The 20,076-nt window shown below is 52.7% G+C and carries 19 protein-coding genes; 12 read left to right on the top strand and 7 right to left on the bottom strand.

Annotated elements, in window-relative coordinates; translation table 11 throughout:
* The first annotated feature begins 266 nt into the window (after window positions 1-266).
* From APA10_RS10865 to spt, 4 genes are all read left to right on the top strand, one after another.
* On the top strand, window positions 267-1,397 hold the full coding sequence (locus APA10_RS10865; RefSeq protein ID WP_003625325.1) for a hypothetical protein: 1,131 nt from the start codon (window positions 267-269) through the stop codon (window positions 1,395-1,397).
* Window positions 1,397-3,163 (top strand): fatty acyl-AMP ligase, encoded by a 1,767-nt coding sequence (locus APA10_RS10860; RefSeq protein WP_014456925.1) that lies wholly within the window; start codon window positions 1,397-1,399, stop codon window positions 3,161-3,163. The genes APA10_RS10865 and APA10_RS10860 overlap by 1 nt, the downstream gene beginning before the upstream one ends.
* Window positions 3,164-3,295: 132 nt before the next feature.
* A complete protein-coding gene (locus APA10_RS10855) occupies window positions 3,296-3,547 on the top strand; it encodes an acyl carrier protein (protein WP_003625320.1) in 252 nt (83 codons plus the stop codon).
* 6 nt (window positions 3,548-3,553) lie between these two features.
* Window positions 3,554-4,768 carry a serine palmitoyltransferase gene (gene spt, locus APA10_RS10850; protein ID WP_003630687.1) on the top strand — a complete coding sequence of 405 codons (1,215 nt, stop codon included), beginning with the start codon at window positions 3,554-3,556 and terminating at the stop codon, window positions 4,766-4,768.
* 5 nt (window positions 4,769-4,773) lie between these two features.
* On the opposite strand, the gene APA10_RS10845 is transcribed toward spt, so the two are convergent.
* Window positions 4,774-5,727 carry a hypothetical protein gene (locus tag APA10_RS10845; RefSeq protein WP_035366317.1) on the bottom strand — a complete coding sequence of 318 codons (954 nt, stop codon included), beginning with the start codon at window positions 5,725-5,727 and terminating at the stop codon, window positions 4,774-4,776.
* 24 nt (window positions 5,728-5,751) lie between these two features.
* Window positions 5,752-6,732, bottom strand: a complete 981-nt coding sequence (locus APA10_RS10840; RefSeq protein WP_014456928.1) for a diacylglycerol/lipid kinase family protein — start codon at window positions 6,730-6,732, stop codon at window positions 5,752-5,754.
* A 95-nt stretch (window positions 6,733-6,827) separates the two neighbouring features.
* On the opposite strand from APA10_RS10840, the gene APA10_RS10835 reads away from it, so the two are divergent.
* From APA10_RS10835 to mobA, 5 genes are read left to right on the top strand one after another with little or no spacing between them, the layout of a single operon-like run.
* On the top strand, window positions 6,828-7,778 hold the full coding sequence (locus APA10_RS10835; protein ID WP_174714336.1) for a metallophosphoesterase family protein: 951 nt from the start codon (window positions 6,828-6,830) through the stop codon (window positions 7,776-7,778).
* The gene (locus tag APA10_RS10830; RefSeq protein WP_003630683.1) at window positions 7,775-8,974 is read left to right on the top strand and encodes an LptF/LptG family permease; all 1,200 of its coding nucleotides are present in this window, start codon (window positions 7,775-7,777) and stop codon (window positions 8,972-8,974) included. The genes APA10_RS10835 and APA10_RS10830 overlap by 4 nt, the downstream gene beginning before the upstream one ends.
* A complete protein-coding gene (locus APA10_RS10825) occupies window positions 8,971-10,065 on the top strand; it encodes an LptF/LptG family permease (protein WP_014456931.1) in 1,095 nt (364 codons plus the stop codon). The genes APA10_RS10830 and APA10_RS10825 overlap by 4 nt, the downstream gene beginning before the upstream one ends.
* Entirely contained in the window at window positions 10,062-10,850 is a 789-nt protein-coding gene (locus APA10_RS10820) for a sterol desaturase family protein (RefSeq protein ID WP_003625306.1), read from the top strand. Before APA10_RS10825 ends, APA10_RS10820 begins: the two co-directional genes overlap by 4 nt.
* Window positions 10,847-11,653, top strand: a complete 807-nt coding sequence (mobA, locus tag APA10_RS10815) for a molybdenum cofactor guanylyltransferase (RefSeq protein ID WP_003630680.1) — start codon at window positions 10,847-10,849, stop codon at window positions 11,651-11,653. The genes APA10_RS10820 and mobA overlap by 4 nt, the downstream gene beginning before the upstream one ends.
* A gap of 13 nt (window positions 11,654-11,666) precedes the next feature.
* Here the strand turns inward: mobA and APA10_RS10810 are convergent, their stop codons facing one another.
* A complete protein-coding gene (locus APA10_RS10810; protein ID WP_003630679.1) occupies window positions 11,667-12,365 on the bottom strand; it encodes an HAD family hydrolase in 699 nt (232 codons plus the stop codon).
* Window positions 12,366-12,447: 82 nt separating this feature from the next.
* Between APA10_RS10810 and glmU the strand changes: the two genes are divergently transcribed.
* Complete coding sequence (gene glmU, locus APA10_RS10805; RefSeq protein WP_003630676.1) at window positions 12,448-13,824, top strand: bifunctional UDP-N-acetylglucosamine diphosphorylase/glucosamine-1-phosphate N-acetyltransferase GlmU; 1,377 nt, start codon at window positions 12,448-12,450, stop codon at window positions 13,822-13,824.
* Entirely contained in the window at window positions 13,824-15,647 is a 1,824-nt protein-coding gene (gene glmS, locus APA10_RS10800) for a glutamine--fructose-6-phosphate transaminase (isomerizing) (RefSeq protein WP_003630674.1), read from the top strand. The genes glmU and glmS overlap by 1 nt, the downstream gene beginning before the upstream one ends.
* A gap of 44 nt (window positions 15,648-15,691) precedes the next feature.
* On the opposite strand, the gene APA10_RS10795 is transcribed toward glmS, so the two are convergent.
* Complete coding sequence (locus APA10_RS10795; RefSeq protein ID WP_003630672.1) at window positions 15,692-16,525, bottom strand: DUF3108 domain-containing protein; 834 nt, start codon at window positions 16,523-16,525, stop codon at window positions 15,692-15,694.
* 21 nt (window positions 16,526-16,546) lie between these two features.
* The gene (locus APA10_RS10790) at window positions 16,547-17,344 is read right to left on the bottom strand and encodes an IclR family transcriptional regulator (protein ID WP_035367616.1); all 798 of its coding nucleotides are present in this window, start codon (window positions 17,342-17,344) and stop codon (window positions 16,547-16,549) included.
* 272 nt (window positions 17,345-17,616) lie between these two features.
* Here APA10_RS10790 and APA10_RS10785 point away from each other — a divergent pair, with 272 nt between their 5' ends.
* Window positions 17,617-18,105: a glutathione peroxidase gene (locus APA10_RS10785; RefSeq protein ID WP_080587155.1), complete on the top strand. Its 489-nt coding sequence runs from the start codon at window positions 17,617-17,619 to the stop codon at window positions 18,103-18,105.
* Window positions 18,106-18,108: 3 nt separating this feature from the next.
* Here APA10_RS10785 and APA10_RS10780 read toward each other — a convergent pair whose 3' ends face one another.
* Both APA10_RS10780 and APA10_RS10775 read right to left on the bottom strand, forming a co-directional pair.
* Window positions 18,109-18,831 (bottom strand): ABC transporter ATP-binding protein, encoded by a 723-nt coding sequence (locus APA10_RS10780; RefSeq protein WP_003630513.1) that lies wholly within the window; start codon window positions 18,829-18,831, stop codon window positions 18,109-18,111.
* Window positions 18,824-20,071 (bottom strand): lipoprotein-releasing ABC transporter permease subunit, encoded by a 1,248-nt coding sequence (locus APA10_RS10775; RefSeq protein ID WP_035366220.1) that lies wholly within the window; start codon window positions 20,069-20,071, stop codon window positions 18,824-18,826. Before APA10_RS10775 ends, APA10_RS10780 begins: the two co-directional genes overlap by 8 nt.
* Window positions 20,072-20,076 lie beyond the last annotated feature (5 nt).

Raw genomic sequence — 20,076 nt, 5'->3', positions numbered from 1 at the left:
ACCCCACCCACACACACCGTCAACACCTAAAATCAGAAAAAATTCATGTTCCCGATTTTTTGCCTTAAGCCCCCTCTCCTCACATCACGAAAAAGCCTTCTTCCTCACGTTTCTCCTTATGAGGTGGGGCTTGACTATCGAGCACGCTAAACGATTTGTGCACATAACAGTAACTTGCTGAGGCGGAACTGCCTTATGGGCAAGCACATAAAGACGCTCATGCTGTGACAAAGGTTCCTATGTTAAACAAGGATGACATTTAACAGATGCGCATTCTCTTCCCTTACATCGCACAGCCGCACCAAACCTTGCATTCTTTGCCGATTGCAATGGAAATTGCGAGCCGTCACCCCGAGGCTGAAGTGCATCTTGCTTGCACCACACAATCGCATCTGGATTATGTGCGCTCACTGGCTGCGTATTATCCAGAATCGAAAGTGCAGTTCAGCCTTCTGCACCTCCCCCAGTTTCTACGGCGTCAAACTGAACGCTACGGACAAACCGCTTTTTTTCGTCTGGCGAGCCTATTTTTTAACAAGAATTATTTCTCTTCGTTTCAGGGGATCGTAGTTCCCGAACGCACTTCACTGTATCTGCGTAAACTGGGAGTAAATAAGCCACGCCTGATATGGACACGCCATGGCGCTGGAGATCGGGCCATCGGTTTTGCGCGTGATGTGAAGAAATTCGACTACGTGCTGATGGCTGGACATAAAATAGAGGAGCGACTTTTAGCTCAAGGCGCCATCCGCCCCGGCTGCTACCATACTGGCGTTTACGCCAAATTCGATATGGTCCACCGCATGAGGCACAGGACATTACGTCTATTTAACAATAATCGTCCGACCATTCTTTATAATCCACACTTTAATACGCGCCTCTCCTCCTGGCCTAAAATGGGCTTGAATGTACTGGCGCATTTTGCCAACCAAGACCGCTACAATCTTATTTTTGCCCCCCATTATCGGCTGTTTGACAACAAAAAAGCCGAAGCATTGCAGTTGGAACGCGCGTTTGGGCATTACCCGCATATGCTGGTTGATACCGGCAGTGCCCGCAGCATTGATATGACTTACACATCCACTGCAGACATGTATCTGGGTGATGTTAGTTCGCAAGTTGCCGAATTTCTGGTAAAGCCGCGCGCTTGTATGTTTCTGAATGCGCACAATGTTGATTGGGAGGGTGATGAAAATTACCGCTTCTGGTCTTTGGGGCCTGTGCTGAATACTATTGACAGTCTAGGAGAAGACATTGAACAAGCCTTTTCGTCGCACAATGCTTTCGTAAATCTGCAAAAAGATTATATACGCGACACGTTCGACCTTGTTGGGGACGAACCGACTGCGCCGGTAGGGGCCGACGCAATTGTTGATTTTCTTCGAATGGCCAGCTGATGAATAGTATGAACCCTGCTTCTGCAATCTCTTTAGATGAAACCCTCCAACCGGTTTCTACCGCATCTGGCCAACCGCGCCGTTACGGGGATTTTGCAACATTTCCTGAAGCGTTGGACTATGCCGCTCAAGGCGAAGCCGGGTTTAATATTTATTCCGGCAAAGGCGTACTTTTAGAAGCCCTCCCCTATAAAGTATTGCGTCAGCAGGCTGTTGAAACAGCTTTGCGCCTTTTGGGTATGGGTTTACAGCCCGGAGACCGCGTAGCCATTGTGGCAGAAAGCGATGGTGATTTCGCACGCATCTTCTTTGGCTGTCAGTATGCTGGTTTGGTTGCGGCCCCCCTTCCCCTCCCCGTCGCTTTTGGTGGTAAAGAAGCCTACCTAAAGACTCTTCGGGGCATGATCACCAGCGCACAGGCCAGTGCCGTGATTATTCCGCAGATTATCGAAGGCTGGACAGACGAAATTGTAACAGGCTTGGGTCTTGTTTTTGCTGGGCCACCTGCTGAGTTGATGGCGCGCCCTGTGCCAGATATGCCTCTGCCTGATATTCAGCCAGAAAACCTTTCTTATCTCCAGTTTTCTTCCGGCAGCACGCGCTTTCCCATGGGGGTTTGCGTAAGCCACCGTTCCGGTATGGCAAACGTTTCCTCCATTGCGCGTAATGGCTTGCAGGTTAAGGAAACAGGAGACCGCTGCGTTTCTTGGCTTCCTCTGTATCATGATATGGGTCTGGTTGGCTTCTTCCTGACCCCCATGACATGCCAGTTAAGTGTGGATTTGCTGCCCACGCGTGAATTTGCACGGCGCCCACATGTATGGCTGGACCTGATTAGTCGTAACCGCGGCACCATCGCCTATAGCCCTTCTTTTGGGTATGAACTTTGCGCACGACGCCCTGCATCCGAAGGACTGGATCTTTCCTGCTGGCGGGTTGCTGGCATTGGCGGGGACATGATCCGCGCGCATATTCTAGATGAGTTTGCCGAGCGCTTTGCCCCTGCTGGCTTTAGCCCAAAAGCGTTTGTGGCCAGCTATGGTATGGCAGAAGCTACGCTTGCCATCAGTTTTGCACCGCTTGATACGGGCATAGAAACCGATACGGTTGACCTTCCCGCGCTAGAAAGCACAGGAATTGCACGCCCACCCGCCAATGCGGATACGCCAAGCCGTACCTTTGTTATTTGCGGGAAAGTTCTGCCCGGACATGAACTGGAGGTTCGGAACAGTTATGGCCGCGTGCTGAGTGACCGAGAAGTTGGCACTATTTATGTGCGTGGCCCAAGCCTGATGAGCGGTTACTTCCGTATGCCGGAAGAAAGCAGCAAAACGCTGGATGCAGATAACTGGCTGAACACTGGTGACCTTGGCTATATGCTCAATGGGCAGATAGTTGTAACGGGCCGCGCCAAAGACCTGATTATTATTAATGGCCGCAATATCTGGCCACAGGATCTGGAATGGTCTGCCGAAACGCATATTCCTGTTCTACGCAGCCGAGATGTGGCCGTTTTCTCGCTGGAAAAAGGTGACCATGAGGAAATCGTGGCGCTTATTCAGTGCCGTGCCTCTGCTACCGATACGCGCGAGAAGCTGAAAGCCGAAGCCACCAGTTTGTTCCGCCGCCTTCATGGGGTGGAAGTTTCTGTTGTATTGGTGCCGCCACACGCGCTGCCGCAGACATCTTCTGGCAAACTGACCCGCGCAAAAGCCCGCACGATGTATCTCAGCGGCGCGTTTGAGCAGCAGTCTGAAGTCGCCTGACCGGTCTACGGGATTTTATCGCCCCTTTATGAGGAGAAAGGCTGGTCAAACTGGCCTTTTTCACCCATAAGGCGGCACTGCGGGCACAAGCTCGGCACAAAACAAACGCCCTTAAGGGATGAAGGATCCGACATGAGCGAAACCGTTGAAAGCGTTTCCGCGCTGATCATTCAAAAGCTTCTCGCTAACCCGAAGGTTCCGCGTGACATTGATGGTAACTGCAAGATCATGGAAGATCTCGCATTTGATTCTTTGGCCGTCATGAACTTCGTTATGGAAGTTGAAGACAGCTTGGATGTTTCCATCCCGCTCGACAAACTGGCCGATATCCGGACAATCAATGACCTTGCCGCATGCATTGTCGCTCTGAAAAACAAAGGGTGAGCGTGGATGACATCACTATTTTCCAAATTTGAAGGTACGGCAGGCGCGCTGGGTTCTGTAGTCGCCGTTGGTGGCCGCAACCCTTTTGCTGTTGTTATTGAAAAACCTGTATCTTCAACTGTTGGAATTATTGAAGGTCGGGAAACGCTTCTTTTTGGTACCAATAATTATTTGGGCCTTAGCCAATCCAAAAACGCTATTCGAGCAGCGCAGGAAGCAGCTGCTGCGTGTGGCGTAGGCACTACGGGCTCGCGCATTGCAAATGGTACGCAATCCCTCCATCGGCAGCTTGAAAAAGATATTGCCGCATTTTTCGGCCGCCGTGATGCCATGGTTTTTTCAACCGGTTATCAGGCCAACTTGGGCATCATTTCCACTCTGGCTGGCAAGGGCGATCATCTGTTTTTAGATGCAGATAGCCATGCCAGTATTTACGATGGCAGCCGCCTAAGTGCAGCTGAAGTGATCCGCTTCCGCCACAATGACCCGGATAACCTTTATAAACGCCTTAAACGCATGGATGGCACACCCGGCGCCAAACTGATTGTGGTTGAAGGTATTTATTCCATGACGGGCAATGTGGCCCCGATTGCAGAATTTGTGGCCGTTAAAAAAGAAACCGGCGCATACCTTCTGGTAGATGAAGCCCACTCCTTTGGTGTGTTGGGTGAAAACGGACGCGGTGCGGCTGAAGCCGATGGTGTGGAAGCTGATGTAGACTTTATCGTCGGCACATTTTCAAAAAGCCTTGGTACTGTTGGTGGCTACTGCGTATCCGATCATCCTGAACTGGAATTCGTACGTCTGAACTGCCGCCCTTACATGTTTACGGCGTCCCTTCCGCCAGAAGTTATTGCGGCAACAACGGCTGCCTTGGGCGATATGCAGGCGCATCCAGAACTGCGTAAACAGCTTATGGCCAATGCCCAGCAACTTCATGCTGGTTTTGTAGATATCGGGCTGAATGCCAGCAAACAGGCCACCCCTGTTATTGCTGTTACGCTGGAAACGGCTGAAGAAGCTATTCCCATGTGGAACAGACTGCTGGAGCTTGGTGTTTACGTAAACCTTAGCCTTCCGCCAGCAACGCCTGATTCTCGGCCTTTGCTGCGTTGTTCTGTAATGGCCACCCATACGCCAGAGCAAATTGCTCAGGCCATTGCCATATTCCGGCAAGCTGCCGCAGAAGTAGGCGTATCCCCCGCGGCTACCGCAGCATAAAATTCTTATTTGCGTTTAAACGCCCCTTGTTGCCATAACCGCCAAACAATTGGCGGCGCTGCCAGCAAGGGGTGTTTTTCTGCAAACGGAGAAAGCGGCACTTCTATCCCGCTATGACGCTGGACTTTCCAAGCAGCGTAACGTGCCCCACCTGTAAAAGTATAAGCTGCCTTAAGCAGGCGCAAAATATTTAAAGGCCGCCCGCAAGACGCACGTAATGCCCATTTTTGAATGGCATGTTGCTTTTGTTCCTGCGGGATTTGCGGCGTTACAATCTGATCTTGAGATGCATATGGAATGCCCAGCATTTGCCAACACGGCAACAAAAGCTGCGCATAACGCTGGATATAAGCATCTACAATACTTTGCCCACGGCCTGCTTTTTCAACGCGCAATTCAACCCGATAGGTATTGCGGTACAAAGCATTCCAATAATCCAGAACGCTGCCTGAATCCGGGCCAAGCTGTGCCGCCCACCATGCGGCAGTCAATACCGCCCGCATTACACAAGCATGCAGCGCTTCTTGCGCTTTACTATCTCGCCACCATACCAACCGAACAGGCTGCGAAAAGCGCGCCCATACCGTGGTATCCAATGTGTGTGGACGCGTTAGAGCACGAAACTGCGTAAGGGACAAAATGGCAACTTTGGCCCGCAGAAGATGCTCCCCTACCCTACATTCATGATATTCAACATTAGGAGGCAAAAGGGCATTTGCCAGACAGGAAAGCCTTGTTCTGGGCCAGTCTTCCTGTTTATCTACGATAATATAAAAATCCAGCAGGGTATCATCTTGGATCCCGCCCCGCAGGCCAGATCCATAAAACAGAACCCCTAATGGTTGTGCATCGCCTAAAAGATTATGCACAAATTCCGTAACCAAAGGGGATACTGGTGTATGCAGTTCTTGCTCTGTAAGGGTGAAAATTTCTTTCTGCCCCGGCCGAATACCCTTCATGAACTGCTTTTCCACCAGAACGTTTTAAACATGCACAAAAGAAACTACGGGACCCGCAGAAACAGTCAGGCTGCCATCTTGCCCCGGGGGCAGAACTTCACCGTCTAGAATAAAGGATTGATCTGTACGCAACACCAGTTCCGTTGCCGAACCGCTCCTATAAGCCGCATTCTGCCGTAGCCATTGCGGTGCTTTCCCCCGCAGCAAGTTCCAGACTGCACGCCCCAAATGTGGAGGAAAAGCAGCAACATCCAGATAGCTAATCCCTCGGTCTGCTTCTTTCAGATTCTGCCAGAAAGGCCAAATACCGTGGGGCAAGCGATGCAAAGCTGTACATAAAAACAGAAAATGATCCTGTTCGGGCAATACCTCGCCATCCCGCTCCACTGTAACTTTTGTGCCTTCCAGCCAGCCGCGTCTATGTTTGGGGCTTAACAATTGCCACGCAGTTACAAACAATGTCGCCATAACAGCAGCATCATGCGAGTAATTCTTCAGAATTTTGGGGTCATGCGCAATTTCAATCCCGCGCCCAAAAGCACCTAAACCACCGAAGAAGCCTAGAGACGCCCCATCTTTCTGGCCGTCCCGCGTGACAACCAGAGGCTGCCTGCGCCGCACATCGGAAAGAAGGCGCCCGGATGCAAGACGAGCTTGCAAAATCTGTAATGCCTCAATCCCACGCTTACCAAACCCAACATCTGTGGCAATCAGGTTGGTATTACCAGAGGGCAATACAACAATACTGGGCCACTGCTCTGGCGGGCAAGATGACGTATACAGTGCGCTGAGAACGTGCCCGACTGTGCCATCTCCCCCATCCACAACCAGACAGCTTATTTTTTGCTGTAAGAGGGCATAAACCTGCTGCCTTAGTGCAGCATGCGTTCTAGGGGAGCAGAACAAGGGCCCCAACATTTTGCCCGCAAGTTCCAGATACTTGGGATCTGCCTTCAAATTCCGACGGCTACGAGGATTGTATATCAGGGCAAAACGATCGGACATTCAGCACTCTTGCTATAAACAAACAAAAACGCCAGCGCCTTTTGCCCCGGCTACGGGCGATGGTATAAAGGCTGTTATGGCTCTTGTCACATGCCGTGGGGCCATACCCCGTCATCGGAGATGTGTTTTTCTTGTCCTGCGTTCATATCGCCCACCTGTCTGACCCACATCTGCCACTTGTCGGCTTGCCTTCTTTGAAGGAAATCCGCTTCAAGCGCATTCTCAGTTTGTTGTCATGGCAACTGCGGCGCAGACATCTGCATAAATTACCAGCTTTGCAGGCTGTCATGCAGGATATCCGCCATTTTCACCCGGATATGGTTGCTCTGACGGGGGATCTGACCAATCTGGGCCTGCTCAAGGAATTTCAGAACGCACGGCAGTGGCTTTTACAGCAGGATTTGCCCCCTGCACTGCTTATTCCGGGCAATCATGATGCGCTGATAAAAGAGAACAGTGCTGTCAAACAGGCACTCTGGGCCGAATGGCTACATAACCGCACACAATCTGAACCAGCAGCCCCTTCGCTACTAGTCAAAGATCATGTGGCCCTTATTGGAATAAACACAGCCATTCCTACCCTGCCTTTTCTGGCATCTGGCAAGGCAGGGCAAGCTCAGCTTGTGCTTTTGGCGGATCTATTGCGCCGCACGCGCGCTATGGGTTTATGCCGGATTGTGTTACTCCATCACCCTCCGGCGCCAGGTATTGTCAGCCGCCGCAAAGGGCTGGATGACTTTCAGGCGTTTCAAGATGTATTGCGTGCAGAAGGTGCTGAACTTGTGCTTTACGGGCATTCTCATCGTGCGCAAATCACTCCTATTCCAGGCACAGATATTCTGGCTGTCAGCAGCACCTCCGCTTCCCATATTGCGGATGAACCGGAAAAAAGTGCAGGGTGGAATGCCATTTCCGTGCACAAGCAGCCCGACATCTGGCAAATCACCATTCAGCACCGCAGTTTAATGCCTGATGGAAGCTTGCAAGACAGCCAGATGAGGCGTGTGTGCCGTGCGCATCGCTTTTTGCCCGCAACCTCGCTATGACAGCCCGCATGCTCAATGTGCCTTTCCTGCGCCGGATTGTTGCTTCGCTTCGCCCCGGCACATTAGACCGCTACCTGATTGCTCAGGTTATGCCGCCTTTTTTGGTAGCACTGTCTGTTGTGATGATTGCCCTGATACTTGAACGCCTTTTGGTGCTGTTCAATCTGCTGGCTGCGGGCAACAACCACATTGGCATATTCATTGGCCTGCTGGCGGCCTTGCTGCCCCATTATCTTGGCTTGGCTATTCCCGCAGCACTATGCGTGGCGGTATTTACCGTCATCCGCCGCATGAGCCAGAATGAAGAAATTGATGCCATTAACAGCAGTGGTCTTTCACTGCTGCGGATCACACGCCCCTATATCCAGTTGGGCGTTATTTTAGGTGTTCTTTCCTTCCTGCTTTATGGCTTTATTCAGCCTCACGCGCGGTATGATTTCCGTTCAACCTTTTATATTGCCAGCCATACGGGCTGGGCACCGCGTTTACAGCCCCGCATGTTTGCCAGCCCTTCGTCCCAACTCACCATTGTTGCGGACAAGGTCTCCCAAAGCGGTTCTGATCTGGAGAACGTTTTTATCAGAGACCTGTCTGAACAGCAGGAACGCGATATTACAGCGCGCAATGGGCATATCCGCATCGGTTCAGATGGGGAAACCGTTGAGATTGATCTGACCAATGGTGTGATTGTCACGGATAAAGGGGATGGCGTGCCTAGTCTGGTCACATTTGATCATTCAACACGCTACCTGACGCATGCCTCTCACATCTCCCCATTCCGTACCCGCGGCGAGGATGAGCGAGAACTGACATCTCCCGAACTGGTTGGCCGCCTGATCCGGCATGATCCTTCCATTTCCCGGCCACATATGCGCTCTGAAGTGCATTTTCGTATGGCGCGCAGCCTGACTGTGCCTTTTATTCCACTGCTGGCGGCTTCTCTGGCACTCATGCGCAAGCGCCAACGCAACAATGCCGGTCTGCCTCTGGCCTTTATTATTATGGTTGGGTTTGACCACATCATCCAGTTTGGCCACAGCATGGTTGCTACAAAAAAGGCATCACTCCTGCTTATCTGGGGGCCTGCTTTGATCTTTATTGTCGGCTGCACGCTCCTGCTGCTTTATAAGTCTGGCAGCTTTCAGGTGTTAAAAGCCTGGCGTTCCCGCTCATCTGCCCAAAAAGCCCTGCCATGAGCCAATCTTCAAGCATGCCCCGCCACGTTCTTCTCCGCTATCTTTCCATGGCGTTGCTCACACGCGTGATTTTTTGTGGTGCCGTTCTTGTCGGGCTTCTTGAAATTCTGGCTCTGCTTGAACAAACCACCCCTATTTTACAGCGGCACTTGGGCATACAGGGTATTCTGAGTTTTGCAGCCATGCGCGCGCCTTTTCTGTTGGCAGGTGCGCTTCCATTAAGTGTGCTGATTGGTGCGCTGCTTATGCTCACCCAGATGACATTGGCCAGCGAGATTGCCATCCTGCGCGCCTGCGGCCTTTCTACCTTTGGCCTGTATAAATACCTTATCCCAGCTACGCTCGTTATTGGCTTTGCCGGTGTTGTGCTGGATGATCAGGTCACCCCTCGGTCTGAACAGGCCTTGGCCGCATGGTGGAACCGCACAGACCCGCATCCAGAAAACGGGCACGCCTTCTGGTTTCATGATGGCAACCGTATTGCCCACATTGGTTATACATCTGATGGCGGCAATATGCTGACCAAGGTGGATATCTACATCCGTGATGCCAGCGGGCGGCTACAGCAGATTCTTCACGCCAAATCTGCTGATTACACGCATACGCGTGGCTGGCTCCTGCACAATGTTGATAGCATTACCGTGGAGGGCGAAAAAACCACACGCCTGCCTTCTGTTCAGGACATGGGCTGGGATACAAGCCTGCATCCGTGGGAGTTTATTCGACTGTCTGCCGAAAATCCGCCGCTTTCTTCCACCACCATTCTGGGCATGTTACGTGGGCGCCTGCCATCCCATACCAGCCCCGGTTTTCTGGAGGCTGGGCTGCTTGAACGCTTTTTGCGTCCGGCATCCTTGCTTGTTCTTTTGTTGATTGCACTGCCCACAATCTATATCCCTCCACGGACAGGAACGCGCAGCTGGGTGCCGGTATGGTGCTTGGGCAGCGGGCTGTTGTTTATTATTGTGCAGGGTATGCTACGCGCAATGGGAAATGCGGGGTTGCTACCACCGGCAATTGCTACCATACCCGCACTGATTATTTTCACACTGGGGGCCATTACTGTGCTCCTGAGGAATGAAACACGATGAGCGGAACGCTAAATAACTCGTCGCTTAAAACCGGGCGCAGCTTTGATCTGGGGAAAATGAACCTCAGGCAGCTTTGGGTGGCATATCTTACCTACCCAACCATCCTGCTCTATTTTGCGCTGGTTATTGCTTCTGCTGCACTAGCTGCGTACTTTTTTGCTGGCTGGTGGCCAACGCTGGTTTCTCTGGTAGCAGTTGTTATCGTGTACCCCGTGGTATGGTACCTGCTGCACCGTTATGTACTGCATGGCCGTATTCTGTATAAAATGAAATGGACGGCTGCATTGTGGAAGCGCATCCATTTTGACCATCATCAGGACCCGCATTTGCTGGATGTTCTGTTTGGTGCACCAGTGACAACACTGCCAACCATTGGAGCGGTAACCATCCCCATTGGGTATCTTATTGGTGGCATTGGGGCTGCGGCCACAGCGTTTGGTACGGGCGTTGCCATTACCTGCATTTACGAATTCTTCCACTGCATCCAACACCTCAACTACAAGCCGCGCTCAAGTTGGATCCAGCGTATGAAAGCGCGCCATGTACTGCACCACTTCCATGATGAAGATGGGAACTTTGGCATTACCAGCTTTGTCGTGGACCGGATATTTGGCTCATATTATCTGGATGCCAAAGCTCGCCCCCGTAGCCCCACGGTATTCAACCTAGGTTACGATGTTAAGGAAGCCCAACAGTATCCGTGGGTGATGGATCTGACTGGTGCCCCTCCGCGTGACCGCCCCGATGGTGCACGCCCGGCGGCGGAGAACAGGAAAGCGGCATGACCGCTTCCTCCCAAGGCATTACAGCCTTTATTCTGGCCGGTTCCCGCCCCGGCAAGCCAGATCCCGTTGCATTGGCCGGAGGCGTTTCTCACAAAGCGCTTCTGCCTATTGGCGGGGTACCTATGCTTTTAAGGGTGATTGATGCACTCCAACAGGTGCCTCAGGTCACCCGCATTGCTGTGTGCATTGAAAACCCGCAAATTATCGCTTCCATCATTCCCGCAGGCATAGACGTTATTCCTGCGCGCCCTGAAGGCCCTAGCGCAAGCGTGCTGGCTGGCCTTGCGCGCTATGGCACACCTTTGTTGGTGACCACCGCAGATAATGCCCTACTCCAGCCAAGCTGGGTGCAGGAACTGCTCAGCCAGAGCCACCCACAAGCCGATCTTGCTGTGGCCGTTGCGGCAGAAACAACTGTAAAGCGGGATGTGCCCAATACGCAGCGCACCTATATCCGGCTGGCTGATCTGGCTTTTTCTGGCTGCAATCTGTTTTTATTCCGCACTTCTGTTTCTGCCCGCGTGGCAGACCTGTGGCGGCATGTAGAGAAAAACCGCAAGCACCCTTTGCGTGTTGCATGGCTTTTAGGGCCAAGTATTTTGCTCCGCGCCCTATGTGGCAGGCTGACACGCCGCGCGCTGTATCAACGCATCTATCGCCTCACCAGCGCGAAAGCAGAACTTGTTCCGCTTTCTGATGGCCGCGCTGCTGTGGATGTAGATAAACCTGCCGATGTTGTGTTGGCAGAGGAACTTGCATCTACCCTTCCCGCTTGTTCTTTTTCAAAACCACTACAGAAATAACCTTTCTTCAGATTCAGGCGGGCAGCAACGCATGCAGTGCGGAAGGAATGTCCGCCATGCTAGCTACCTGGCCATCTGCCTGTGCCGCCAATGCGCCAGAACCATAACCCCATGCAGCAAACACAAACTTCACGCCGGCTCCTGTAGCGGCCCCATAATCTGGCGGCATATCCCCAATCATCACGCTGCGCGAAACTTTCCCGCTCGCTTGTTTGATTGTCCCCAATAAATGCGCAGGATCTGGTTTGTGGGCTGCAAAACTGTCACCTCCGCCTATTGCCGCAAAAAGTGATGTCAGGCCAAAATCATCCAAAATACGCCGGGCGGCTACCTCCGGCTTGTTGGTACATACAGCCAGCAACCATCCAGCATCTTTCAACTGTTCCAATGCCTGCTGTGTGCCGGGAAATAGACGTGAAAGCTGCGTAGCTCGTGGCGTGTAAAGCTCCATAAACGTTTGCACAGCTTCGGCCTCCGTAAACGGTAAGGCATAAGGCTGCGCAGTTATGGCCTGCTGCTTTTCACGCCCTGCATTCAGAACACGTTTCACCAGAGCAGGCACGCCATTGCCTATCATGGTGCGCACCTCTGCATTTGTCAGCGGTGGAAGATGGCAGATTTCCAGCAATTCCCGGCTACACGCGGCCAGATCTGGCACGGAATCAAGCAATGTGCCGTCCATATCAAAAACAGCAAGACGAGGTGTGGACATGCAGTTTTTCCTTGCCGAGTAAATATCTGAAAACTTTTATGATATTGGCATGTTTGTTTTCCGGTGTGGAGACGTTTGACACATGCCGGAGCTTGGCTTACCGCATGCTCTTATGACGTCTATTTCCGCACCACGTCCTGCCACGGCGGTTCTTCTGGCCGCCGGACTGGGCACCCGCATGAAATCCTCCCGCCCTAAAGCCATGCAATCTCTTGGTGGCCGACCAATGCTGGCTCATCTGCTGGCCAATGCAGCGGAGGTATTTGACAGGCTGGTTGTTGTAATCGGCCCAGATATGGAAGAGGTTGCCGAATTAGCAGCCCCCTACCCAGTGGTTGTGCAGCAAGAACGCTTGGGCACAGCTCACGCAGCGTTGCAGGCCGAAGCCTGGTTTGGTGATGGCGATGTGGCCGTTCTGTATGCTGATAACCCTCTGATTTCAGCAGAAACGCTCAACCGCTTGTTGGAAGAGCGCCGAAAGCCGGATGTAGGTTTGGCATTGTTGGCAATGCGCCCGGCGGATCCAGCACGTTATGGCAGGGTGGTTGCCCAAGATGGCAATGTGGAACGTATTGTAGAATGGGCAGACGCCACGCCAGAAGAGCGCGCGATTGACCTGTGCAATGCCGGTGTATTGTGTGCAGATGCCGTAGATTTCCGCCGTTGGCTCCATAACGTACGCAATGATAACGCCAAGGGCGAATATTACCTGACAGACGTGGTGGATCTGGCCGTAGCCGATAACGTGCAGGTGCGCGCGGTAGAAGCCGCGGAAGATGAACTGCGCGGCGTAAACTCCCGTGCGGAACTCGCGCAGGCAGAAGCGGCCCTACAAACACGCCTCCGCAATAAGGCCATGGAAAATGGTGTAACATTGGTTGCGCCAGAAACTGTGTTTTTAAGTGCTGATACGCAGATTGAACCCGATGTGTTGATAGAACCCAACGTGTTCTTTGGCCCGGGTGTAACCGTGCAAAGTGGTGCTGTTATTCGCGCCTTCAGCCACCTTGAAGGATGCGAAGTACAGGCCAATGCGATTATTGGCCCCTATGCGCGCATTCGGGAAGGTACCACCATTGGCGCTTCTGCACGGGTTGGCAACTTTGTTGAGATCAAAGCCACAACGCTGGGTGAAGGTTCTAAAGCCAACCATCTGACATATCTGGGCAATGCCGAAATTGGCAGCCGCACCAACATTGGCGCAGGCACCATTACCTGCAATTATGATGGCGTGTTCAAACACACCACCACGATTGGAGACAAAGCCTTTATTGGTTCAGATTCCATTATCGTAGCGCCCGTGAGTATTGGGGACAACACTCTGGTGGCTGCTGGCAGTGTCATTACACAAAATGTGCCAGATGAGGCTTTGGCTTTTGGCCGGGCGCAGCAGGTGAATAAAGCTGAAATGGGCAGGCTTTTTAAAGAGCGCCTGCAAGCAAAAAAGGAAAACGGCTGATGTGTGGGATCTGCGGCGTTGTTGGCCGAAGGCATGCCACCCCTATTGTTTTTGAAGGTCTGCGCCGGTTGGAATATCGGGGCTATGATTCCGCAGGTATTGCCACGTTAGTAGATGGGCGTGTTGAACGCCGCCGTGCAGCAGGCAAGCTCGATAATCTTGCGGCACTGCTCAAAAAATCTCCGCTGCCCGGCACCACCGGCATTGGCCACACACGCTGGGCTACTCATGGTGCCCCTACTGCATGCAATGCGCACCCTCATGGTACCGAGCGCGTGGCCATTGTGCACAATGGCATTATCGAAAACTTTGAAACCCTGCGCCGTGAGCTTGAAGCTGCTGGTCAGGTTTTTGAAACAGAAACCGATAGCGAAACCATCGCCCTGCTGGTGGACTACCACCTGCAACAGGGGCTGGAACCTAAGGAAGCCGCCCTCCGCGCGCTGCGCCGCCTAGAAGGTGCATACGCCGTTGCCATGATTTTTGCTGGCCATGAAGGGCTGATGATTGGCGCATGCCACAGTGCCCCACTGGCTGTGGGCTTTGGCGATGATGAAATGTTTCTGGGCTCCGATTCACTGGCTCTGGCACCGCTGACCCGTCGCATTGCCTACATGGAAGACGGAGACTGCGTTGTTATCACCCCCAAGAGTGCTGAGTTCATGAATTTTGACGGTGCACCTGTTGAACGCACCATCCAGCTTACCGCTTTGGCTGCAGGCTCCATCGGCAAAGATGGTTACCGCCATTACATGGAAAAAGAGCTGCACGAACATCCGTTGGTGATCGGCCAGACTTTGCAACGCATGGTGGACCCGGCTTCTCGCCGTGTGATCTTGCCGGAACTGCCTTTTGATCTGGCAGAAGTGCCACGTGCCGTTATTACCGCCTGTGGGTCTGCCTTTTTTGCCGGGATGATTGGCCGCTACTGGCTGGAAGAAATTGCCCGCTTGCCCGTGGATATAGATGTTGCCAGCGAGATGCGTTACCGCAACCCGCCGCTCACGGCAGGATCCTTGGGGCTGTTGATTTCTCAATCTGGGGAAACAGCAGATACACTGGCAGCCCTGCGCAGCCTGCGTGAAAAAGCAATTCACATCGCTTCCGTGCTGAATGTTGAACACAGCACCATGGCGCGGGAAAGCGATGTTGTGCTGGGCACAGTGGCAGGCCCGGAAATTTCTGTGGCATCTACCAAGGCCTTTACAGCTCAGCTCACCGTATTGGCGTGCCTGACCATTGCCACGGCTCGTGCCCGCGGCAAACTGGATACACTGGCAGAAGAACATCTGGTTAGTGCCCTGCTAGACCTCCCCAGCCGTGCTGCGGAAGTGTTCAACCAGACGGATGCCATTCGCGCTATGGCACAAGTTGTGGTGGAAGCGCGTGATGTTCTGTATCTGGGTCGTGGCAGCATGTTCCCGGTTGCCATGGAAGGTGCGCTCAAGCTGAAGGAAATTTCCTACATTCACGCAGAAGCATATGCTGCTGGTGAAATGAAGCATGGACCCATTTCCCTTATCGATCGCACAGTGCCTATTGTTGCTACCGTGCCATCCAACGCGTTGTTTGAAAAAACACTCTCCAACCTACAGGAAGCCAAGGCACGCGGTGGCCGCCTGCTGGTGTTTACGGATACCAAAGGTGCTGAACGTGTTTCTGCCATTGCAGAACAAATGGTGGTTCTGCCGCACGTGCACGATTTTGTAGCCCCCATTCTGCAAACCATTCCGGTGCAGATGCTGGCTTACGAGGTTGCTGTGCTGAAAGGCACAGACGTGGACCAACCACGTAACCTCGCTAAATCGGTGACCGTGGAATAAATACAAAAAAGCCCCTATCTGCACGGATAGGGGCTTTTTACTGCTTATGGCTGCTGCTGGGGTTTTCCTTCCAGCTCCACCATAATGTGGCCCATTTTGGGGCTATCTACCTCTATTCTGGTTGCCACCATGCCGATCTGGGGAATGTTCTCAAACCACACACGCCCCTGTTGCGGCTTTCTGGCTTTGCGATCTGCGCTGGACAGTTTGAAGCCCTTGATCTGCTGCGCCACAAAATTGCAGCGCAGGCCATCTTCTCCCCAATCTTTTGATGCGCCATCTGGCAAAGGCTGAACGCCTTCTGTTTGCACCTGCAACGTGCTTAAGCGCACACCATCAAACACCTTAACCGCACCATTGCCGCAGCCCTGCCCCTCCTGCACCTTGTGCAAAAGTGCCATGAGGATAGCCACATTATCTACCGCGCCTTTGCGCTCATCTGGCAAAATCTGTTCACGATCGGTTTCTACAGGCTCCATTGCCTGCACATCCGGCATGTCCTGTTTATAGGCAATGGATAGATGCCTGTTTTTACCGCGAGACCAACCTGCGCTTTCATAGCTTTCTGGCTCGGGCATGCCGCTATCGTAAAAATGGCCCTGCGCACGCAGGTTGATATTAGTTTTCATGAAAAGCTGGAACAATCCGCCCGTTTTGCTTTGGGCGGCTACGCTATATTGGTTTCCGCTGAGGCGATAAGCACTGTTAATGGTCATAACATGCAGGCCATGCGCGTACACAAAATAGCGCACCACTGTTTGCGGGGCAGAAACCGCGCCAGCAAATGGCGTTACCAGCACCTCTCCGACCCCAAGCAACAGACCTACGGCACTGGCTTTGGCAAAACGATGCTTAAATAACAGATGCAAAAAAGACATTAGAAAGTCCCTTTGGAATCATCAGGAAAAATCCTGCCGTTCCCCACGATAACCCAAACGGATAGAAACAGCCTGCGCCAACCCCGCAGCCATATTGCCCAATTGCGCAACCGTGAAACGGCTTAATTCTGTTTGAGGCAGGCTAATGCCAATACCGGCTACGGTCTGCCCAGAATGATCTCTTACAGAGGCAGCAAAGCACCATAGCCCTTCATGCACCTGCTCATCATCCACCGCGTATCCTCTGTCACGAATTTCTGCGATTTCACGCACCAATGTCGTCACAGAGCAGATACCGTTTGGCGTAAGCGGTTCTGACCATGTGGAAACAGGGTTAAGAGCCAGCCATTCTCTGAAAGACGTATCATCCATACCGGCCAGCATGGCATTACCTGTGGCCGTAAATATGGCAGGCAAGCGCATACCCACCCTAAAAGAGGCCCCAAGCACTGTAGCGCTATTGCGGCAGGCCACGTAAACAACCTCTGCCCCCTCCAGCATGGTCAGCGTTACCGTAAACGCATCCAGATCGTCACGATTCTCCAACACATGGTAGAATTCCGTTACCAGATCGCGCTTTTCCGTCACGTCTCCGGCCCAGTCCAACAGGCGTGTGCCCAGCCTGTAGCCCTGAGATGCGTTTTTCTCCAGCAGCCCCAATTCCACCATAACAGCCAGCAGGCCATGCACCGTGCTGCGTGGCAAATCGAGCTGGCGCGCCACATCTGCGGCCAAGGGCGGCCTGCTGGAAGCCTTCACCATATCAAGAATACGAACGGCCCGCCGCAATGCGGGAACCGTGTCCTGCGATTTGGACATACTTTTTCTTATTTTCCTTGTTGACAGAGAGGTCCGATCTCTTCATTATTCCAAATACGGGATCGAGTTCAATATAATGAACAACAAAAATCAGAACCGATCTTGCCGCGCAGAAGACATAGTGGAAGCCTGAGAAACAAGAACCCGAAAACGGGCAGCAGGCTTCCACTCTTCTTCGGCATTATGCCGTAAATAAATGCACCAAAATCTCGCTCCCTTTTCCGTCCTGCGCTACAGATAAAGCCTTTCCTGCACCATAGCAGTAAAAGGGCATGAACTTGACCTGTATATATGATTTTAAACTCCCCGCCCTAAATGGAAGCACCCTTGATCTGAGCGCTTATCGGGGGAAACCTGTTCTGGTGGTGAACACCGCATCTAAATGCGGATTTACCCCGCAATATGAAGGCTTGCAGGCTTTGTGGACACAGTTCCAAAAAGCCGGGCTGGTTGTTGTGGGGGTGCCAAGCAATGATTTTGGTCAGCAGGAACCCGGCACTTCGGAAGAGATTTCCTCCTTCTGCCAGATCAATTACGGGGTTACCTTCCCTATGGCGGCACGCAGCCCTGTAAAAGGGCCAGATGCTATTCCGCTCTTTAAATGGCTGGATAGTGAGCTTGGTTTTCTGGCACGGCCACGGTGGAACTTCTTTAAGTATCTCACCAACCGTCAGGGTATGCCAGTTGCATGGTTCAGCTGCCTAACGCCGCCTACATCCGGGCGTGTCAGGCATGCTGTGAAAAATGCTCTCAAATCGTAAAAATTAACCCGCAGAGGCAGGCAGTGGATCGCCGTTAAAATCGGCAGGAACCAGCCTGCCTTCCTGCATGGTCACAACCCTATCCATCCTGGGCAGCAATTCGCGGTTATGGGTTGCCACCAAAACCGCTAGCCCTTTCTGACGCACAACATCAAGCAACTGAGAAAATACGCTATCTGCCGTATGCACATCCAAGTTGCCGGTAGGTTCATCCGCCAGCAAAAGAGCCGGATCATTTGCTAGGGCACGTGCAATGGCAACACGCTGCTGCTCACCGCCTGAAAGCTTGCCCGGCAAATGGTTTACACGGTGTGCCAAGCCAAACATGCGTAAAAGCTCCTCGGCTTTACGGCGTGCCTGTGCCTTGCCTATGCCCGCAATCATCTGCGGGAGCACCACGTTTTCCTTGGCCGTAAATTCACCTAGAAGATGATGAAACTGATAAACAAATCCTATCTGGTCTCGCCGCATAGCTGTGCGTCCGGCATCTGCCATGCCTGTGGTAACTTGGCCTGCAATAACAATCTCGCCTGCATCTGGCGTATCCAGCAAGCCAGCCAGATGCAACAAGGTTGATTTACCCGTGCCAGATGGCGCAACCAGACCTACAATTTCTCCGGCATGCAAGGAAAAATTGATATCCTGCAAAACCGGCAGAACACCCTCATCCCCGCTGCGATAAGCCTTGCGAACATGCTTCAGGCTTAAAACCAACTGATTATTCATGCCGCAAAGCCTCCACCGGGTCTGTTTTGGCTGCACGCCAAGAAGGGTAAAGCGTTGCCAGCAGGGAAAGCCCCAGCGCCATGACAATAACTTCGGCCACCTGCCCCCACACCAGCTTTGCTGGCAGGTGCTCCAGATAATAAACTTCTGGGTTGAACAGGTTTGTGCCAGTCAGTTTTTGCAGAAGCTGACGGATACGCTCGATATTCATGCAGAATACAACGCCGAGTGCTGTGCCTGCCACAGTGCCCGTTACGCCTACAAAAGCGCCGCACATTAGAAAAATGCGCATGATGGCGCCTCGGCTGGCCCCTATGGTGCGCAGCACGGCAATATCGGCGGTTTTATCCTTCACCATCATGATGAGGGAGGAAATAACGTTAAAAGCCGCCACAAGGATGATAAGTGTGAGGATAAGGAACATCACATTCTGTTCCACCTGCACGGCGCCGAACAGAGCGTTGTTGGCGTTGGTCCAATCCAATACACGCAGGCCCGGATCTCCCACCGCATTTTCAATGGCAAGGGTAACAGGGCGCACATGCTCTGCATCCTTGGTCATGACCTGAATCTGCGTGGCCTTGTTGGGCATCTGAAAGTAAATTTGCGCTGCGTGCATGGGCAAAAACACAACGCTAGAGTTGTAGTCGTTCACCCCGGCATCAAAAATGGCCACCACGCGGTACCTGCGCACACGTGGCACGGTACCAAATGCCGTGGCAGCGCCATCGGGTGAAACAAGGGTAAGGCCTGAGCCAATGCCCAACCCTGCCCGTTCCGCCATTGTAACGCCGACAACGATGGAATCATCCGGGCCAAAATCATCCAGAGATCCCGCAATAATGGAAGAACTGACGGCTTTAAGGTCTTTCAGCCCCTGAGGTGTCAGACCATGCACCATGCCGCCAGAATTATAGGCCCCGGCGCTGAGCAGCACCTGCCCTTCCACCAAAGGTGTGGCGCTGACCACACCCGGAACAGACCGAACCTTACGCGTGACATCTTCATACTGGGAGATTGTGCGGCCCTGCCCATAAATGGTCAGGTCCCCATTCAACCCCAGAATGCGGCCCATAAGGTCGGCCTGAAAGCCGTTCATCACGGCCATAACGATAATTAGCGTTGCTACACCAAGGGCAATGCCAACCAGCGAGAAAATGGCAATAACTGATACAAACCGTTCCCCTCGCCGCGCACGGAGGTAACGGCCCGCCACCGCCCGCTCAAAGGGTCCGAACATGCTTA

It is taken from the genome of Acetobacter pasteurianus subsp. pasteurianus LMG 1262 = NBRC 106471 (genome assembly GCF_000285275.1).
In the GTDB taxonomy this organism is placed as follows: domain Bacteria; phylum Pseudomonadota; class Alphaproteobacteria; order Acetobacterales; family Acetobacteraceae; genus Acetobacter; species Acetobacter pasteurianus.
This window is presented reverse-complemented; position numbering and strand designations above follow the sequence as displayed.

Excerpts from the sequence above, each read along its gene's own strand:
- APA10_RS10865 (WP_003625325.1), top strand. The coding sequence starts at position 267 with ATGCGCATTCTCTTCCCTTACATCGCACAGCCGCACCAAACCTTGCAT.
- APA10_RS10860 (WP_014456925.1), top strand. The coding sequence starts at position 1,397 with ATGAATAGTATGAACCCTGCTTCTGCAATCTCTTTAGATGAAACCCTC.
- APA10_RS10855 (WP_003625320.1), top strand. The coding sequence starts at position 3,296 with ATGAGCGAAACCGTTGAAAGCGTTTCCGCGCTGATCATTCAAAAGCTT.
- spt (WP_003630687.1), top strand. The coding sequence starts at position 3,554 with ATGACATCACTATTTTCCAAATTTGAAGGTACGGCAGGCGCGCTGGGT.
- APA10_RS10845 (WP_035366317.1), bottom strand. The coding sequence starts at position 5,727 with ATGAAGGGTATTCGGCCGGGGCAGAAAGAAATTTTCACCCTTACAGAG.
- APA10_RS10840 (WP_014456928.1), bottom strand. The coding sequence starts at position 6,732 with ATGTCCGATCGTTTTGCCCTGATATACAATCCTCGTAGCCGTCGGAAT.
- APA10_RS10830 (WP_003630683.1), top strand. The coding sequence starts at position 7,775 with ATGACAGCCCGCATGCTCAATGTGCCTTTCCTGCGCCGGATTGTTGCT.
- APA10_RS10825 (WP_014456931.1), top strand. The coding sequence starts at position 8,971 with ATGAGCCAATCTTCAAGCATGCCCCGCCACGTTCTTCTCCGCTATCTT.
- APA10_RS10820 (WP_003625306.1), top strand. The coding sequence starts at position 10,062 with ATGAGCGGAACGCTAAATAACTCGTCGCTTAAAACCGGGCGCAGCTTT.
- mobA (WP_003630680.1), top strand. The coding sequence starts at position 10,847 with ATGACCGCTTCCTCCCAAGGCATTACAGCCTTTATTCTGGCCGGTTCC.
- APA10_RS10810 (WP_003630679.1), bottom strand. The coding sequence starts at position 12,365 with ATGTCCACACCTCGTCTTGCTGTTTTTGATATGGACGGCACATTGCTT.
- glmU (WP_003630676.1), top strand. The coding sequence starts at position 12,448 with ATGCCGGAGCTTGGCTTACCGCATGCTCTTATGACGTCTATTTCCGCA.
- glmS (WP_003630674.1), top strand. The coding sequence starts at position 13,824 with ATGTGTGGGATCTGCGGCGTTGTTGGCCGAAGGCATGCCACCCCTATT.
- APA10_RS10795 (WP_003630672.1), bottom strand. The coding sequence starts at position 16,525 with ATGTCTTTTTTGCATCTGTTATTTAAGCATCGTTTTGCCAAAGCCAGT.
- APA10_RS10790 (WP_035367616.1), bottom strand. The coding sequence starts at position 17,344 with ATGTCCAAATCGCAGGACACGGTTCCCGCATTGCGGCGGGCCGTTCGT.
- APA10_RS10785 (WP_080587155.1), top strand. The coding sequence starts at position 17,617 with ATGAACTTGACCTGTATATATGATTTTAAACTCCCCGCCCTAAATGGA.
- APA10_RS10780 (WP_003630513.1), bottom strand. The coding sequence starts at position 18,831 with ATGAATAATCAGTTGGTTTTAAGCCTGAAGCATGTTCGCAAGGCTTAT.
- APA10_RS10775 (WP_035366220.1), bottom strand. The coding sequence starts at position 20,071 with ATGTTCGGACCCTTTGAGCGGGCGGTGGCGGGCCGTTACCTCCGTGCG.